Raw genomic sequence first — 16,608 nt, forward strand, 5'->3', positions numbered from 1 at the left:
GCGCTGGCTGGGTTTTGCTCAGGAAAACAGGAATCGACATATGTGTCAAGTTTTCTGTGTTGAGGTTGAAAAGATGCGGCGCGCGGCTTAGTCTGGCGGGATGGATACTGGTCAAACATCAGAACGCGGTTGGCGTGGCACGCCGGAATTATGGCTGGACGCGGCCTATGATCTGTTGGTTGAAGGCGGGGTGGAGGCGGTTAAGGTGATGCCGCTGGCCGCTAAACTCGGGCTATCACGGACCAGTTTCTATTGGCATTTCGCCGATCGTGAGGCGCTGTTGGCGGGGCTGATCGCGCGGTGGCAAAGTCAGAACACAGCCAATCTGATTGCGCGGACCCAAGCGCCAGCGGCGACGATTGCCGAGGCGATGCTGAACGTGAACGATTGTTGGATCACGCCCGCGCTGTTTGACAGCAGGATGGAGTTTGCAATTCGCACCTGGGCGCTGACGGATGCGGCCTTGGCCGAAGTGTTGCGGGCGGCGGATCTGGCGCGCGTTAAGGCTCTAACTGGCATGTTCGAGACGTTTTCTTATCCGGCGCTGGAGGCTCGGGTGCGGGCGCAAACAGTGTATTTGACGCAAGTTGGGTATATATCAATGCGGACAGAGGAGCCGATGGAATATCGGCTGCATAGTATCCCGGATTATGTTTTGATTTTCACCGGCATAGCCCCGACGGCAATAGAGTTGGCAGCGTTTCGCGCCCGACATCGCGCGGTTTAGCTGCGCGCCTCTGCCAACAGGGCGTTTGCGGCATTCAGTAGAAGTGGGATGTCGCCGCCAATGCCGAGGAAGGTCACGCCCATGTCGCGATAATGTTTGGCGCGCGCGAGATCGAAGGTCAGGATACCTGCCGCTTTGCCACTGGCAATGATTTGGCGCATTGCATCGTCGATGGCGGCTTGTACTTCGGGCGCTTCGGTGTTGCCGGGGAAGCCCATATCGGCGGCGAGGTCTGAGGGGCCGATGAAAATACATTCGATATTGGAGAGCGTTAGGATCGCGGGCAGCGCCGCGAGGCCAGCGCGGCTTTCGATTTGCAGGATCAGGCAGGTTTCGGCGTTAGCGGTGGATAAATAGTCACTAACACGGCCAAAATCAGCGGCCCGCGCCACGGCAGCGCCAAGACCACGCACGCCTTCGGGTGGATATTTCATCGCAAGCGCCATTTGTTTGGCGTGATCGACGCTTTCGATCATTGGCACCATCACGGTTTGGATGCCGAGGTCGAGGACTTGCTTTATCAGATGCGTCTCACCGACCGGGATACGCACGATTGTGCTGGTACGGGTCGCGATGGTCTGGGCTTGGGTTAGCATTGTGGGGATGGAATTCGGGCCATGCTCGCCATCAATGAGCAGCCAATCAAAGCCGCATCCCGAAAGCAATTCGGCAGAATACGGGCTGGCAAGGTTGAGCCAGATGCCGAATTGCGGGATTTTCGCGGCGAGGGCGGCTCTAAGGTGGTTTATCGGCGCGGGCATTTGGGCTCCTTTTGCAATTCGGACTGCTCAAGATTGATAGCATGGAAGAAGCGGCCAGAAAGGGCGATTGAGCCGGTTAGCCGCTAGAAATGTAACAGCCTGTTGGGTCCAATTAGCGCGCTAAAGGTGCGGAGTGCATTGACCTTTGCGTCAAAGACATAAATCCTATTCAATCGAAACAGATAAGTGGAATGTGCGCCTTGGTGCGGCGTTCGGGTGTAGTCAGGGTCGTATTCATGTCATTTTTCACTGCTCATCGCGTCACTGCTATTGTTGTGCTGGTCGCCGCCGCTGCTTGGGTGGCAACGGGCGAGTTTTCGGCTGTGGGTAGCGAAGAAGCAAAACCCGACGCTGACGTAGCGGGTCAAAGCGCCGAGGCGGCCGAGGCGCCTGAGGCTGCGGTGCCAGTGCAACGGACGGTGGCGGCGGTGGTCCCGACATTCATTGATTATGCGCGCGAAATCCGCGTTTCAGGGGCAACGGAAGCCGATAAGCAGGCGGTGCTGGCGGCGCGTGCGGCGGGGATCGTGCATGAGTTGGGTGTGAAGCAGGGCGGTGAGATTGCGGCCGATGCCCTGGTCGTGCGGCTGGAAGGCTCGGAAGTTTTGGCAGGGGTCGAGACGGCGCAGGCGGCGCTGGAGCAAGCGACCGAAGAATTGCGGATCGGGCAAACTCTGTATGACAGGGGCAGCTTACCCGAGTTGGAGTTGATCTCACGCCGGGCGCGGAAGGCTGCGGCGGAGGCTGCGCTGTCGGAGGCCAGAGCCGCCGAGGATCGTCTGCTTTTGAAAGCGCCGTTTGCGGGGACTGTGGATACGGTCGATGTGGAAGTGGGCGAATGGGTACAGGCAGGCGCGGCGATTGCAACAATTCTGGCGCTGGACCCGATTGTAGTGAAAGCCGAAGTGAGCGAGCGCGACGTAGCGTTCGTGTCGATCGGCTCGAAGGCCAAGGTGCGGCTGGTTGATGGGGCAGAACTGGAAGGCGCCGTGCGGCATGTGTCGGCGCAAGCTTCCGCCGCGACGCGGACGTTTGAGGTGGAGGTGGCGCTGCCCAATGCCGATCACGCAATCCCTGCGGGCATGACGGCAGAGGTGCGGCTATACACGGCTCCGGTGCCCGCTGTGCTGGTGCCTCGGTCAATTATTACCATTAACGAGGATGGCGTGATTGGTCTGCGGGTGGTTGGGGCTGACAGCAAAGCCGAGTTTGCGCCGGTGACGGTGATTGACGATGGCGAGGCGGGCATGGTGGTGACGGGCGTGCCGAAGGACAAAAAGGTGATCGTCGCGGGGCAGGATCTGGTGACGGATGGCGATGTGGTGACGGTGTCGGAATTGACTCCGGCACAAGCGGCTGAGGCGATGAAATGAAGCTGGTAGAACTTGCTATCCGCAATGCGCGGCTGACGATTTCGGTGCTGGTGTTCCTGATTTTGTCGGGGGCGCTGGCGTATTACACCATCCCGAAAGAAGCCGAGCCGGATGTGCAAATTCCGATCATCTATGTGTCGATGACGCTGGACGGGATTTCGCCGGAAGACAGTGAACGGCTGTTGCTGCGGCCGATGGAAACCGCGCTGAAGTCGATCCAAGGTATCAAGAAGATGACCGCGACCGCGTATCAGGGTGGCGGCAATGTGTTGTTGGAGTTTCAGGCCGGGGCGAACCTCGCCAAAGCGAAGTCGGATGTGAAAGATAAGGTTGACGATGCGCGGCCCGATCTGCCTGCCGAGGTGGATGAGCCGACGGTGAACGAGGTTAACCTGTCGGAGTTTCCGGTGCTGGTGGTGACCTTGTCGGGCGATGTGCCGGAACGCACGCTGAACGCCACGGCGCGGGCGTTGCGCGACCGGATTGAGGATATTCCGGGTGTGCTCGACGCCGCGTTGCAGGGTGTGCGCGAGGATGTGGTTGAGATCGTGATTGATCCGGCCAAGCTGTCATCCTACGGGCTGCGGCCCGATACTATGATTGCGGGCTTTTACGCCAATAATCGGCTGATAGCGGCGGGATCTTTGGAGGGGGCTGAGGGGCGTTACGCCATCAAAGTGCCGTCGCTGATTGAGACGGTGCAGGATTTGGCCGGAGTGCCGGTGGTAGCTGAGGGCAATGCGATTGTGCGGGTCAGCGATCTGGCGGAAATCCGGCCGGCGCTGAAAGATCCGACGACGATCACCCGGTTGGACGGCAAGGCTGCGGTGGCGATCGAGGTTTCAAAGCGGATCGGCTCGAACTTGATTGATACGGTGGATACGGTGAAGGCTGTCACCGCCGAGTTGCAAAAGCAGATGCCGCCGGGGGTGGTGGTGTCGTTTTCTCAGGATAAATCGACGACGATCCGGCAGTTGTTAAGCGATCTGCAAAACTCGGTGCTGACGGCGGTGGTGCTGGTGTTCATCGTGATTTTGTATGCGCTGTCGGTGCGGTCGTCGATTTTGATCGGCTTGGCTATCCCGTCGTCGTTCCTGATGGGGATTTTGGGGCTGTCTTTGGCGGGGCTGACGGTGAACCTTGTGGTGCTGTTCAGTCTGATCCTCGCGGTGGGGATGCTGGTGGATGATGCCATCATCGTGGTGGAATATGCCGAGCGCCGGATGGGTGAGGGCATGGACAAGCGCGATGCGTTTGCCGAAGCCAGCCATAAGATGTCTGGGCCGGTGATAGCCTCCACCCTGACGCGGATTGCTGCGTTCTCACCCTTGCTGTTCTGGCCGGGAATTGTCGGCGAGTTTATGAAATACATGCCGATCACGCTGATCGCGACGCTTTCGGCTTCAATGCTTTATGCGCTGATCTTCGTGCCGACTTTGGGCGCGATTATCGCCAAACCGTTCCCGCATCCGCCGCAGCATAAGGATGGCGCGTATATGTGGGTGGTGGGCAAGGCTATTCGGCATCCGTTTGTCGTGCTGAGCATTGCCATCGCAACGCTGGTGGCGGTGCCTTACACCTATACGCATATGGGCAAGGGCGTGGAGTTTTTTCCGAATGTCGAGCCGGATTATGGGCTGCTGTATGTGAAGGCGCGCGGCAATCTGTCGATTGATGAGATGGACGTGCTGACCCGGCAGGCCGAGGCGCGGATACTCGGCTGGCCGGGGCTGAAGACGGTTTACACGCGGGTGGGTGCTCCAGGTCAGGGGGCGAGCGAGGCTCCACCAGATACGATTGGCACCATTCAGTATGAGTTTGTCGATTGGCGTGAACGCAAGCCAGCGAATGACATTCTGGCTGATCTGCGGGTGGCGATGCAGGGCATTCCCGGCGTGGATATTGAAGTGTCCGTGCCCGCAGCGGGGCCGCCGACGGGCAAGGCCATTCAGATTGAGCTGTGGGCGGACGATCCGGCGGGGCTGAACGATGCGGCGCGCGCGATTGCGGAAAAGCTGAAGACTATCCCGAACGTGATCGACGTGGCGAACGGTCTGCCGCTGCCGGGTGTGGATTGGGAACTGATGGTAGATCGGGGCGAGGCGGCGCGTTATGGCGCTTCGCCTGCGGCGGTGGGCGCGGTGGTTCAGATGGTGACGTCTGGGCTGAAGCTGTCAGAGTTCAGACCGGCGGGCTCGGATGATCCGGTGGATATCGTGCTGCGTTTGCCGCCCGAACAGCGCACGATATCTGCGCTGGATCAGTTGCGGATTGAGACGCCGGATGGCCCGGTGCCGATTTCTAACTTCGTGACGCGCAGTGCGGCGGCGACGACTGGCACACTGACCCGATTGGGTGGCGCGCGAACGATTACGGTGCAGGCGGGGATTGCCGCCAGCGCGAATGTGCAGCCGGATTTGGTGCGCCAACAGGTGCAGGCGATGCTCGAAAAAACCTTTGCCGAGGCTGGTTATGCCAAAGCGGGGATACGCTGGAATATGGCGGGCGAGGATCAAGAGCAGGCCGAAGCTGGGGCGTTTCTGGGCAAAGCGTTTGGGGCGGCGATCTTCCTGATTTTCGTGGTGCTGTTGGCGCAGTTCAACAAGTTCATCTCGGTTGGCTTGGTGCTGTCGGCGGTGATCATGTCAACCATTGGGGTGTTTTTGGGCCTGATGATCATGGGTCAGCCGTTTGGCGTGGTGATGACAGGCATCGGCGTGATCGCCTTGGCGGGGGTGGTGGTGAACAACAACATCGTGTTGATCGCGACCTATGACCAGTTGCGCGATGAGGGCATGGATAAGATTGAGGCGGTGCTGGAAACCTGTCGCGAGCGGGCGCGTCCGGTGGTGCTAACCGCGCTGACGGCGATTTTCGGGGTGTTTCCGATTGCCTTCGGGTTGAACCTTGAACTGCTCAGCCACGAGACGACGATTGGTGCGCCTTCGACACAATGGTGGATTTCGCTGTCGTCGGCGATTGTCTACGGGCTGGCGTTCGCAACGATTCTGACGCTGATCGTGACGCCGTCGATGCTGATGCTGGTGAGCCGGTCCAATCGCAGCCTGCGTGAGGGTCGGCGGTGGTTCTGGAAGAAGCGGCTCTCTGCTGCCGAATAATGTGCCGCGTGATCTAAATGGCCCGCCGCATCTTCGGAAGCGGCGGGTTTTTCTATGCCCGCTCTAGCGCAATAGCGATGCCCTGCCCTACCCCGATGCACATGGTCGCCAAGGCGCGCTGACCGGGTTGCAGTTGCAAAGCCGCCGTCCCGGTGATGCGGGCTCCAGACATGCCAAGCGGGTGGCCGAGAGCGATTGCGCCGCCGTTGGGGTTCACGCGGGGGTCATCGTCGGCAATACCAAGCGCGCGCAGGGTGGCGAGACCCTGAGAGGCAAAGGCTTCGTTGAGTTCGATGGTGGCGAAGTCGGATTGCGTCAGGTTTAGGCGAGCCATCAGTTTTTGGCTGGCGGGGATCGGGCCAAGGCCCATGACGCGGGGGGCTACTCCGGCAGTTGCGCCACCGAGGATACGGGCGATGGGGGTGAGGCCGTGTTTGTGGGCAGCTGCGGCGGAGGCGATGATCAGGGCGGCGGCACCATCATTGACTCCGCTCGCGTTGCCTGCGGTGACGCTGCCGCCTTTGCGGAACGGGGTGCCGAGTTTGGCGAGGGCTTCCAGCGTGGTGGCGCGGGGGTGTTCGTCTTGGGTGACTAGCAGCGGATCACCCTTGCGTTGCGGGATGCTGACTGGGGTGATTTCTTGGGCAAGACGGCCATTGGCTTGAGCGGCGCTGGCATTGGACTGAGAGCGCAGGGCGAATGCGTCTTGATCGACGCGGGAAATGTTGCAATCCGCGGCGACGTTCTCGGCGGTTTCCGGCATGGAGTCGGTGCCGTAAGCCGCCTGCATCGCCGGGTTGATAAAACGCCAGCCGATTGTGGTGTCGTGAATTTCAGCGGCGCGAGAGAACGCGGTTTCGGCTTTGGGCATCACGAAGGGCGCGCGCGACATGGATTCGACGCCGCCTGCGATGATCAGATCAGCCTCACCCGCTTTGATCTGACGGGCAGCGAGCAGGATCGCGTCCATGCCAGACCCACACAGACGGTTGATCGTGGTGCCGGTGACGCTCTGCGGCAGGCCCGCGAGCAAAAGCGCCATGCGGGCGACGTTGCGGTTATCCTCGCCCGCCTGATTGGCGCAACCTAGCACCACATCGTCAACGCCATCCCAATCGACATCGGGATTTCGGGCGATCAGGGCGCGTAGGGGAATTGCCGCAAGATCATCGGTGCGAATAAAGGAAAGGCTGCCACCAAAGCGCCCGATTGGGGTGCGGATATAGTCGCAGATATAGACCTCTGTCATGGCGGCTCCAGCATTGGGGTTTCTTCAAGTATTAATAATTCCCGGCAATGTCGAGAGCGGCATATGGCGCGGGCTTGGCGATGCTTGCCCGCGCGAGGGGTTTACGGTGTGGCGGGGTCTTTTGGCGCAGGCCACAGCAGGCTTTGTTTGCCACCCAGTTTTGAGTTGCTGAGCAGTTCAAACTTCGCCGCGAAGGTGGTGAAATCCGGCTCTTGCGCCAAAGTCGCCAGCGGGGCCAGCCATGCGAACTGGAACGCGCGCTTCATCTCGGCGGGGGGGTCAAACTTCTGCGGTTTGTCGGTGATCGCCTCGACCAGTTTCGGGTCTTCCACGGCTTTGAGGGTGAAGCGCACCACACGCAGCAGGGCATTGTCGCAAGTGGCGAGCAGATCGGGGAACGTCGGTTGCAGCAAAGCTGTGGTCGTCACCAAGGGGCCGACGGCGTGGATTTGGTAGTGCAGCGCAAGTTTGCCGCGCCACATCTCATTCGGCAAAGCGCCTTCAGGGGTGGCGGTGCACAGCACCAGTTTGACGGAATCGGCGGCCCAAGTTGTCATTACCACGTCGTTTTGCAGCAAACCGACCTGCGCTGCAGCCAAAGCGGCCCAAGCGCGCAGGTTATTCTGGCGCGATTTGGGCGGGGCTTCGGTGTCGAAAAACACCATGCTCGCCTGCATCCGCGCGGTCAGCCACGCCTCAATAGCGGGCTGGCGGGTGTCTTGGGTGGCAAGGCCGCGCACTTGGGCATAGGCCATCGCGAGGCCGCCAATACGGCTTGGCACCGAAAGCTGCGCGCCTTGGGTTTTCATATCGGCCAGCGCATCGGCTGCGGCCCATTCATGCAGGCGATCCACGACGCAATCGGCGATTTGAGTTTGCTTGGCGAGATCGGGTGGGGTCTCAGGTTTGACTTCGGCAGGTGGATCGACCGGGGCGTTCGGATCAACCTCGGGCGCGGCGGTGATTTGAAGTGCTGCGTTGGCATTTTTCACCAAGATATTGATGAAATCATCCACCGGGTTCAGTGCAGCCTCGACAGCCGCGTTGGCAGCGGCGTCAAACTCCGAGCGGTTTTTGCTGTCATCTTTGTAGCGGCTGGGGATGTCGAGCGCGGTGACTGGCGGGATCGCGTCAAAACATACGAAGGGCTTGGGCTCGTCGGCGGCAGGCTCGGCTTGCGCCAAAGCCTGTTGGCCGGAGCCGATCAGGACGAGCGCCAAGACCGTATTCCGGATGCGGGCGCTCATTGACTTGCCACCGGTTGCAGCATCAGGCTGCGGACTTTGACGGCTGCATCGGCATTGCCTGCGTCAGCGGCTTTTTGCAGCCAAGCCAGTGCGTCTTCGCGTGAAGGTGGCACACCCAGACCAAAGGCAAGCGAGTCCGAATAGACCAGCATCGCTTGCACATCGCCTGCCGCAGCAGCTTTGGAGATCCATTGCGTTGAGGCTGCGAGTTCGTCGGCGGATGTGGCGCTGGCTTGCAGCAATTTGCCATACTCCCGCATACCCGCCGGATTGCCGGCATCGGCAGCCGCACGATAGAGTGCTGGCACATCAAGTCGAGCGAAGGCGTTTACCTGGATATCCTTTTGTGCGACCGAAAGCCGAGCCAAGGCGCGCGGAATGTCTTGCGGGGCGCTGCGTTCAACCAAGGCGACGTAGAGATCGGCGGCACGGTCGGCATCGAACTTCGGCGCTCCGGCACGGCTGAACACGTCTAGTAGGCGGTGAATGGCGGTAGTGTTGCCGTCCGCCAAGCCGCGTTCATAAAAGGCGAGTTGCGCGGGTTCGTCTGCCTCATTGCCATATTGACGCAGCAGATCACCAAGCTGCACCAAGCGCCAACCATCGTTTTCACTGAGGAATTCGGCGATTTCGAGCCATTTGGTAAAGGCAGGATGATCGCCCAACTGACCGAGTGCGTCAGCAATGGTGCGGACCTCATCAAAGCTGCAATCGGTCGCGGTGGTGGCGCGGTGCAGGTAATCTTCGCGGCGGGTGGCGACGGTTTGGAACGGTAGGGCCAGCACCACGGCGGTGAAATCACCACGAGCCTCAATCACTTTGGCATATTTTGCATAGACGGCTGCCATATCGGGGAAGCGGGCGGGGTCGAGGCTGGGCAGCATCCGCATGGCAGCACCTACGCCATTTTCAGCCAAAGGCTCAATGGCGGCGAGCGTTGCGGCGGCGTTGGCTGCGGGGTCGCGTTTCATCAGAAGTTCAGCGAGATCAACCTCGGCAGTGGTATCGCCTTCGGCAACAGCGGTGCGCAGGTAGATTGCAGGATCGCTAAGATTTTGGCCAATTTCGGCAAACTTATTTTCGAGACGACCCCGGGCGGCAGTGATGCCTGCGAAGCGTTTGGAATAGCTTTCCCAAAACGCCATTTGCTCGGCTGAAGCGCCGCTGCGTTGCATCACGGCCATGTATTGCGCGATGGCGGTGGGGCGGCCATACAGCGCCTGACTTTGCAGCCGGGCGATGTCCTGCGGGTTGGGGTTGGCGATCAGATCAAGCAGTTGCTCAGGAGTGTATTCGGCGGTTTTGGTGCCAGTGGCCGCGCTGATGTCGCCCCAATATAACGCTTCTTCGCGCTGAGGTGCATGCGGGGCGCGGCAACTGAAGGCGTCTTTCAAGCCGTTCATCGGATCAATCTCGCCACCGGTATGGACGGTGTCGATCACCTCGTCGATCACCTCATAGAAGGCTTTCGAGGTATCGGCGTAGCGAAAGCGGATCGGAGTCAAACGCTTGGTGGCGCTCGCCTCGCCCATCGCCTCGGCTTTTTCATAATAGGCTATGGCGGTAGACTCGCCGCCCCAGCGGCCTTTGTCTGCGATCTCAAAATCGCCCAAAGCGATGAAAATCCAAGCCGGAGCGTCTTTGCGCTTGGAGAATTCTTCCAGTGCAGCGCGGTAGGCGGCTTGATATGCGGGGTCGGCCTTGGCTTCGGATTGCAAGAACAGCGCATTGCGCAGCAGGCCCGCCCGATCGCCAAATTGCGCGGCTTGGTTGTAAAGCGCGCGGGCGTGATCAATGTCTTTGGTGCCGACAAGCGCGCCTTGCTCGTAAAGGCGACCCAGTGCGACTTGCGCATAAGGCAGGCCCGCATCGGCGGCTTTGGTCAGATAGGTGATCAAGGTTTCGTTGGACTTCACCAGATCTTCCGAGCGCAGATGCATCTCGGCGACTTTCCAAGCCGAAACGCCGTCGCCCATATCAGCACCGAAGCGGAACCATTTTTCGGCCAAACTGACGTCACGTGTGACAATGGTGCCGTTCATATACTCGCGCGCAATCCGGGCAACTCGGTCGCAGATCATCGGATCCATCTTGCCGACCAGAGCGCCGAAAGCCATGGTTATCGCAATGTCAGGCGGCACGTCCCAACCGGGGATTTGCGTACCCTTTTCCTGCAAGGCGACGATCTTCAACAGCGCATCAGCGTTACCGCCATAGCCTGCGGCGACCAGAAGTTGCAGACCTTTTTGTTTATCAACGGCGATGCCGGTGCCATTCATCAGGAAATCCGCGAGGATGTTCTGCAAGCGCGGCGAGCCGCCATTCTCATTTGCCATCAGCTGATCAATAAGGCGTTGATTTGTAAGCTCTTTCAAGCGGCCCGCAGCGATGAGCAATTCAGCCCGAGCCAGCAGCGCCTTGTCGGTGGTGAATTGCGGATCGACCGCCGACATCAGCGTGTGCGCTTTCTGTATGGTGTCAAACCAGCGGATCGCGTCGCTGTCCATCAGACGGCGAAGTTCGCGCTGGATCAGTTCGGGGTCGGTATCGGGCAGCGCCTTGCCATCCCAGCCAAGCCATTTCGCCGCGAGTTCTTCATCCGACGCGCTGGCGGCGCAGATCTTTTCAACCTCGATCCGGGGCGGCTCAAAGTTCACCGCGACGGTCTGCGCGCTGGATTGTGCAAAGCCGGGAAGCCCGGTCACAGCGACAAGGCAGAGCGACATTAGCGGACGAGAGATCAGGGCTGCGGCGCGTGTCATGGTTTATCCTTTTGCCGATTTGCCGCCGCGCGAGATGATCCGCGCGGCGGTTGGGCCGTCAAGCTTAGTTCGCAAGAGCCGAGTTGGAGCCGACCACGGTGTAGTTGCCCGCAGACCCGCGCAGCACGATGGCAACACCGCCCCGGCGTTGCAGATCAACGGCTGGCAGGCTGGCGAGCACCTTGTCGCCGTCACGCACTTCAAAATCCAGCTTGAGCGGGGCTTTCAGCGCCACGTTGGCCGCACCATTCATCGCGACACCCTTTAGGGCGACGGCCTTGGCGGCGGGAACATACAAATCAACTGTCGGCAGATCGCTAAGGTTGAAGAAGCTGATCACCGCTTGCGCTGGATTTGAGGTGATATCTTCGGGCACAAGCGTTTTGGTGCCATCTGCACCGACGACATACGAGTAGTACTTGCCAGCAGCGACGGTAACGGTGGCATCATCAACGCCTGTCACCAGATTGATTTCGCCGGGTTTGGTAACGACGACATAGCCCGATATCCCGTCATCCAGCTGATCGAAGGTCTTGCTGTCGATCACCGCATTGGTTGGCGAGGCTGCGACAACACGCACAAAGCTGGCGCTTGGATCGGGCACGTCTTCGTAAAGACCGCCATCTTGAGCCAGTGCTGCCGAGGCCGACATGCCTGCCCAGCAGAGGCAAAGAATCATCTTCCAGTTACAATCTTTAATCATGACGCATCTCCTTTGGTATTTGCGCAAAAACTAAGCGTTGTTGCCTCTGTGACGGGCCGGTCAAAATGCACCGTCACTTTCTTAATATCCGGCATCGTAAAGGCAGACAACCCTAGGTAGAAGTTACCAGTAGCGCGCAACCGAGTGCTGCGCTCTATTTTCGAATGGCGGATTAAACCATCGGCGGCTTCGATGTTAAAAGTGGCAACGCGCGGACCCTCGGCACCGAAGTCAGCAAAAATTGCATCATCAGCGCCGAGTTTGATGCCTTCGAGCGAGGCTTCCACTGTGTTGGCGTCGATTTTAGTCACAGGCATATTGGTGGTGCAGGAATTACCGGCAGCGGCGATTAGCTCTTCCATCGGGGCAGCACCATATTGGGCGAGATTGTTATAGATCGGGTTTTCCCAGATTAAAAAGCGCGGGCGCTGCGCCTTAAACTCGTCTGAAGTCATATAAGAGGTCATTGAGCCGAATTGGTTGCCACCAGTAATCGCGTAGTTGACGATTTCCAACTGCGAGTATTCAGCCAGAAAGCCCGCGAAATTATTGATTGGCGAGTCAGAATAGGACGTGCCGACCAGAACCGCAGGCAGCACATCGCTTGGGGTGGCGAAGATGTCGAGGCCAGCGGCAGCGTCATCAGTGCTGGCGGTGGCCTCGGTTCTGTAGGCCATGGTCTCGGTCGGCGGCAGCGAATTTTCGCAGTAGCCTTGCAGCGTACGGCGCATCCCCGAGAACGCAACTTCCGGGGCAATCGCGGTCGTCACGAAGGTTTGCTTCGGCAGATCGGCATAGTCTGGATCGGCTTTGAGGGTCTCGGCAATCGCTTGCGCACCCAGTCGAGCGCCTTGAGACGTCCAGTGAAAGTCGGCGCCAAACAGCGCCCGCTCGCCACCTTTGTTGGTGCGCAGGGCGGTCATCATATCGGTCGCCTCAACGCCCGCTTGGTTCAAACGGGTGATGAAATCGGTGTAGATCGCATCGGCAACTTCGGGCTGGAAGCCATAGTCAGCGGCGTGGGCGGGCAGGTATTGCGGCATCACCTGCGATTTCGAAGGAATTGTCACATAGACCAGCGTGGTGCCGTTTTCCTTCAACACTTTCGCCAGTTGGCCCATCATTTGCACGGTGCGTTCGTCGAGTGGATGTTGCATCCGCAGATCTGCGAAGGTGCGGAAGAACACGCCATCTTTGCCCTCAATCGCAGGAAGGATGGTGTTGAACTCGTAGTTGTTGCAGTCAAAGTTGGTGGCGGTTTGCGCAAGGGCGGGGCTGCCTGCGAGGCTTAGGCCAAGGGCAGCGGCAAGCTTGAAAGCTGCGGTCATTGAGAAACCTCCGTTGGGTCAGTGGCATCAAGCCGGGCGAGCAGGGTTTGCGCCATCGCGACTTTGCCGGGTTCATTCGAGGCGACCATCAGCGCCAAAGCTGCACGCGCGGTAGGCACATCGGGTGGGCTGCCGTCTGGCGGCATGATCGCGGACTGCGCCAGCTTTTGCGCGGCATTGGCGTCGCCTGACTTTGCGGCGCGCAGCAACCAATAGCGCGACTCGGCGGCGTCTTGGGGGAAAGGCTGGCCTGCGGCATATAGATCGGCAAGCCCAAGCGCGGCAGTGGTATTGCCAGCATTGGCCAGTTTAACCAGCGCGTCCTTGCCGCCTTTGATCTGGGCATCCGAAAGTTTAACCTCGGGCGACTTCATCAGGGCGATCAGGCGGTGAATGGCAAATTCGCGGTCCAGATAGGACGCCATCGCGTAGTAATGCGTGGCGGAGGGAAGTGCGCTGGTCTTGCCGGTTTCTTCAAGGCGGCGGGCGTAATAGAACGCCGCCAGACCATCGCCGGAATCCGCCAGTTCCTGCAGCTCGCGGTCTTTCAACTCTTGCTTTGCAATCATGCGGTTGTGCAGCGTTTTCAGCCGTGACACCACTGGGTCAACCGCAGGTTTGGCGGCTAAACGCGCGGCCTTCTGCAGGGCCAACCTTTCGGCCAATTTGGCGGCTTTTTGTTCTTTACTGAGATGGACCTTCGACACCACGGTCGGGGGCACCACGCGATCTTCTGCCTGCACCGGCAACGGAGTCGCCATAAAGCTGGTCAGCATCAACGCGGCGATGAGGGCGGATTTAATCTGCACTTGCCAGCTCCTGACCAACCTTATGGCCGTCCCATAGTTTTGGGTCGGTCAGATAGCGCAGGGGGATTTCCCAAATCACCACTTTCGGCGGAGTATCGCGGAGACTTTCGGAGGCAAGGTAACTGTCCATCGGTTTGACTGGACCTTGGCCCTGCTCTGCGGCGTTCAGCACGTCTTGGTGCAGATCGAGTTTCAGGGCTTCGGCAAAGCTCCAATGCGGATTGGCGCTGTAAGAGGTGCCGACGAGGACAACATCGACTTGCGGCGCGGCGAAAATATCCGAAGTGTCGGCAGTGCCAGCGACGAGATAGGGATTGGCGTCTTCACGGATGAGGCCAAGCATTGGCGCGATGCCTTCGGTGGTGACGTAGGACACCAGATCGCCGGCAAATTCGGTTTTCGGTTCCTCGGTGCGCGTCATCTCTGCGGTGCCAAGCGGGATCAGGCCGGATTTGGCGATGGCAGCGGCGACGGCTGCGGCTCCGTCTAGCGTCCAGTGGGTATCGGTGGCGAAGAACGCCGGTTTCGATTTCACAAGTTCGAGCAGAGGGGTGCGGGCATCGACGGTTTCAACGTGAGCGGCGTTCAGCTTGGCGAGAAGGTCGCTGTAAAAGCCTGCCATCTCGGCGGAAAGCTCGGGCGATGCGGCCTCGGCTGATTGCACATCGACCTTGGCGGGCAGCGGCAGCACGATCAGTTTGGTGCCGTGGGTCGCGAGTTGATCGCGTATTTCGGCGATTTTCGCGACCGAGGGCTGTAGGCTGACGGGCAGCGGCCGGGTTTCTTCATTGGTGAACAGCCAGCCGTCTTTGCCGACAACGACGCCTTTGCGCCCCTCGCCGATCAGCAGATAGCGCGCAGCCCCGACGACACCGATAGAGGCATCACGGTGCGGCATCGCGGTTTTGTAAAGCGTGTCAAAGCTATGGGTGACGCTGCCACGCAGGGCGGCCATGTCGAAGGCGGCCAGCTTGCCGCCGGGTTCTTCATATACCGCGAGATTGGCGAACGGGACGTAGCCGAAGAACATCACGGGCAGGAAATAGCGGGACATCCGATAAAGGCGCTGCATGGTGTGATCCTTCAGAACTGGAAGTAAAGGAAGGGCGAGAAGCTCGCCTCGGCCAGTTTCATGATCGCGAGCATGGCGATCAGCGAGATTACGGCGACGGGCAGCAGCGAGGTGGTGGCGGTCAGGGTGCCTGCTCCGCTGATGCCAATGCCGCCTTGGGGGGCGAAATACATGTCTTTGCCGATGCGGTTGATGCGAGGCTCGGCTGCGCAGTAAATTATTGCGATCAACAGCATCACCATGCTTTCGCCGCTGATCTGGAAGGCAATATCCATTGGAATGGCAAAGCCATGCAGGCCGATCATGCCAGCGTAAACGTCCATGGCTTGCGTCATATCGGCGGCGCGGAAGGCGACCCAACCGATTAAGACCAGTAGCAGGGTTTGGATCAGGCCGATGGTGGAGCTGCGGTTGGCCCAGCCAGTTGCGCGCTCAATCGCCAGCCAAGAGCCGTGCCAGATGCCCCAAGCGAGGAAGGTGCCGTTGGCGCCGTGCCACAATCCGCCGAGCACCATCACCGTCATCAGGTTGACATAGGTGCGGCCGGGGCCGACGCGGTTGCCGCCGAGTGGGATATAGAGATAGTCGCGCAGCCAGACCGATAGCGAGATGTGCCAGCGCCGCCAAAACTCGGTGATCGAGCGGCTGATATAGGGCATGTCGAAGTTTTTGCGAAAGCGGAAGCCCATCATCAGGCCGAGGCCAACAGCCATGTCGGAATAGCCTGAGAAGTCGAAGTAAAGCTGCATCATGTAGGCGATAGAGCCTAGCCATGACAGGGCGGCGGATGGGTCGGGGGTGGTGAACGCGATATCGGCGAGGGGGGCAACGGTATCGGCGAGCAGAACCTTTTTACCGAGGCCGACGACGAACAGGGCGAGGCCATCGGCGAACAGCACGAGTGAATGGGTGCGGTGTTTGAACTGATCGGCGAGGTCTTTGAAGCGCAGGATCGGGCCTGCGACCAGTTGCGGGAACAAGGCGATGAAGGCGGCGAAGTCGAAGAACTTCAGCGTGGCATCGGCGTCTTTGCGGGTCACATCGACCAGATAGCTGATCGAGTGGAACACGTAGAACGACACGCCGATTGGCAGGATCAGGCGCCAGTGGACTCCTAGCCCAGCGGCATCGGTGCCGACCAGTTGTGCAAGGCTGTCGATGAAAAAGTTGAGGTATTTGAACACGCCGAGCACGCAAAGACAGCCCGCAACGCCAATACCGCACCAGACTTTAGCGCGGGGGGTGTCGAGGTTTTTCGCGATCATCAGGCCGATGCAGAAGGTCCAGACGGTTGTGCCGAACAGCAGCAGCAGGAAGTCAAAGCGCCACCAGCCGTAGAACAGATATGAGGCGAGCAAGATCACCATCGAGCGGCCTTTGGCGGGCGTCAGGTAGTAAATGCACAGGAATAACGGCAAGAACAGGAACAGGAAGGTTTCCGATGAAAAGACCATAGTG

General features: G+C 59.6%; 12 protein-coding genes. 3 read left to right on the plus strand and 9 right to left on the minus strand.

Going from position 1 to position 16,608, the window contains the following annotated elements; genetic code table 11:
- Window positions 1-100: 100 nt before the first annotated feature.
- Window positions 101-727: a TetR/AcrR family transcriptional regulator gene (locus JWS10_RS07550; protein ID WP_299505970.1), complete on the plus strand. Its 627-nt coding sequence runs from the start codon at window positions 101-103 to the stop codon at window positions 725-727.
- On the opposite strand, the gene JWS10_RS07555 is transcribed toward JWS10_RS07550, so the two are convergent.
- Window positions 724-1,488 (minus strand): HpcH/HpaI aldolase/citrate lyase family protein, encoded by a 765-nt coding sequence (locus tag JWS10_RS07555; protein WP_299505973.1) that lies wholly within the window; start codon window positions 1,486-1,488, stop codon window positions 724-726. The two genes, JWS10_RS07550 and JWS10_RS07555, sit on opposite strands and share 4 nt — an antisense overlap.
- A gap of 236 nt (window positions 1,489-1,724) precedes the next feature.
- Here JWS10_RS07555 and JWS10_RS07560 point away from each other — a divergent pair, with 236 nt between their 5' ends.
- The gene (locus JWS10_RS07560) at window positions 1,725-2,861 is read left to right on the plus strand and encodes an efflux RND transporter periplasmic adaptor subunit (RefSeq protein WP_299505976.1); all 1,137 of its coding nucleotides are present in this window, start codon (window positions 1,725-1,727) and stop codon (window positions 2,859-2,861) included.
- The gene (locus JWS10_RS07565; protein ID WP_299505979.1) at window positions 2,858-5,980 is read left to right on the plus strand and encodes an efflux RND transporter permease subunit; all 3,123 of its coding nucleotides are present in this window, start codon (window positions 2,858-2,860) and stop codon (window positions 5,978-5,980) included. Before JWS10_RS07560 ends, JWS10_RS07565 begins: the two co-directional genes overlap by 4 nt.
- Window positions 5,981-6,032: 52 nt before the next feature.
- Here JWS10_RS07565 and pcaF read toward each other — a convergent pair whose 3' ends face one another.
- The 8 genes from pcaF to JWS10_RS07605 all read right to left on the minus strand — a co-directional run bounded on the left by pcaF (window position 6,033) and on the right by JWS10_RS07605 (window position 16,604).
- A complete protein-coding gene (gene pcaF / locus JWS10_RS07570; protein WP_299505982.1) occupies window positions 6,033-7,229 on the minus strand; it encodes a 3-oxoadipyl-CoA thiolase in 1,197 nt (398 codons plus the stop codon).
- Between the two features lie 101 nt (window positions 7,230-7,330).
- Complete coding sequence (locus tag JWS10_RS07575) at window positions 7,331-8,476, minus strand: alginate lyase family protein (RefSeq protein WP_299505985.1); 1,146 nt, start codon at window positions 8,474-8,476, stop codon at window positions 7,331-7,333.
- A complete protein-coding gene (locus tag JWS10_RS07580) occupies window positions 8,473-11,238 on the minus strand; it encodes a hypothetical protein (protein ID WP_299505988.1) in 2,766 nt (921 codons plus the stop codon). The genes JWS10_RS07575 and JWS10_RS07580 overlap by 4 nt, the downstream gene beginning before the upstream one ends.
- Window positions 11,239-11,302: 64 nt before the next feature.
- Entirely contained in the window at window positions 11,303-11,941 is a 639-nt protein-coding gene (locus tag JWS10_RS07585; protein WP_299505991.1) for an alginate O-acetyltransferase AlgF, read from the minus strand.
- The gene (locus tag JWS10_RS07590; RefSeq protein ID WP_299505993.1) at window positions 11,938-13,269 is read right to left on the minus strand and encodes a hypothetical protein; all 1,332 of its coding nucleotides are present in this window, start codon (window positions 13,267-13,269) and stop codon (window positions 11,938-11,940) included. The genes JWS10_RS07585 and JWS10_RS07590 overlap by 4 nt, the downstream gene beginning before the upstream one ends.
- Complete coding sequence (locus tag JWS10_RS07595; protein ID WP_299505995.1) at window positions 13,266-14,078, minus strand: hypothetical protein; 813 nt, start codon at window positions 14,076-14,078, stop codon at window positions 13,266-13,268. Before JWS10_RS07595 ends, JWS10_RS07590 begins: the two co-directional genes overlap by 4 nt.
- Window positions 14,068-15,150: a hypothetical protein gene (locus JWS10_RS07600; RefSeq protein WP_299505998.1), complete on the minus strand. Its 1,083-nt coding sequence runs from the start codon at window positions 15,148-15,150 to the stop codon at window positions 14,068-14,070. The genes JWS10_RS07595 and JWS10_RS07600 overlap by 11 nt, the downstream gene beginning before the upstream one ends.
- Before the next feature lie 11 nt (window positions 15,151-15,161).
- The gene (locus JWS10_RS07605) at window positions 15,162-16,604 is read right to left on the minus strand and encodes an MBOAT family protein (protein ID WP_299506000.1); all 1,443 of its coding nucleotides are present in this window, start codon (window positions 16,602-16,604) and stop codon (window positions 15,162-15,164) included.
- Between the last annotated feature and the right edge of the window lie 4 nt (window positions 16,605-16,608).

Origin of the sequence: Cypionkella sp. (genome assembly GCF_028290025.1) — a bacterium.
Lineage (GTDB): Bacteria > Pseudomonadota > Alphaproteobacteria > Rhodobacterales > Rhodobacteraceae > Cypionkella.

Coding starts and splice junctions, on each gene's coding strand:
- JWS10_RS07550 (WP_299505970.1), top strand. CDS start 101: ATGGATACTGGTCAAACATCAGAACGCGGTTGGCGTGGCACGCCGGAA.
- JWS10_RS07555 (WP_299505973.1), bottom strand. CDS start 1,488: ATGCCCGCGCCGATAAACCACCTTAGAGCCGCCCTCGCCGCGAAAATC.
- JWS10_RS07560 (WP_299505976.1), top strand. CDS start 1,725: ATGTCATTTTTCACTGCTCATCGCGTCACTGCTATTGTTGTGCTGGTC.
- JWS10_RS07565 (WP_299505979.1), top strand. CDS start 2,858: ATGAAGCTGGTAGAACTTGCTATCCGCAATGCGCGGCTGACGATTTCG.
- pcaF (WP_299505982.1), bottom strand. CDS start 7,229: ATGACAGAGGTCTATATCTGCGACTATATCCGCACCCCAATCGGGCGC.
- JWS10_RS07575 (WP_299505985.1), bottom strand. CDS start 8,476: ATGAGCGCCCGCATCCGGAATACGGTCTTGGCGCTCGTCCTGATCGGC.
- JWS10_RS07580 (WP_299505988.1), bottom strand. CDS start 11,238: ATGACACGCGCCGCAGCCCTGATCTCTCGTCCGCTAATGTCGCTCTGC.
- JWS10_RS07585 (WP_299505991.1), bottom strand. CDS start 11,941: ATGATTAAAGATTGTAACTGGAAGATGATTCTTTGCCTCTGCTGGGCA.
- JWS10_RS07590 (WP_299505993.1), bottom strand. CDS start 13,269: ATGACCGCAGCTTTCAAGCTTGCCGCTGCCCTTGGCCTAAGCCTCGCA.
- JWS10_RS07600 (WP_299505998.1), bottom strand. CDS start 15,150: ATGCAGCGCCTTTATCGGATGTCCCGCTATTTCCTGCCCGTGATGTTC.
- JWS10_RS07605 (WP_299506000.1), bottom strand. CDS start 16,604: ATGGTCTTTTCATCGGAAACCTTCCTGTTCCTGTTCTTGCCGTTATTC.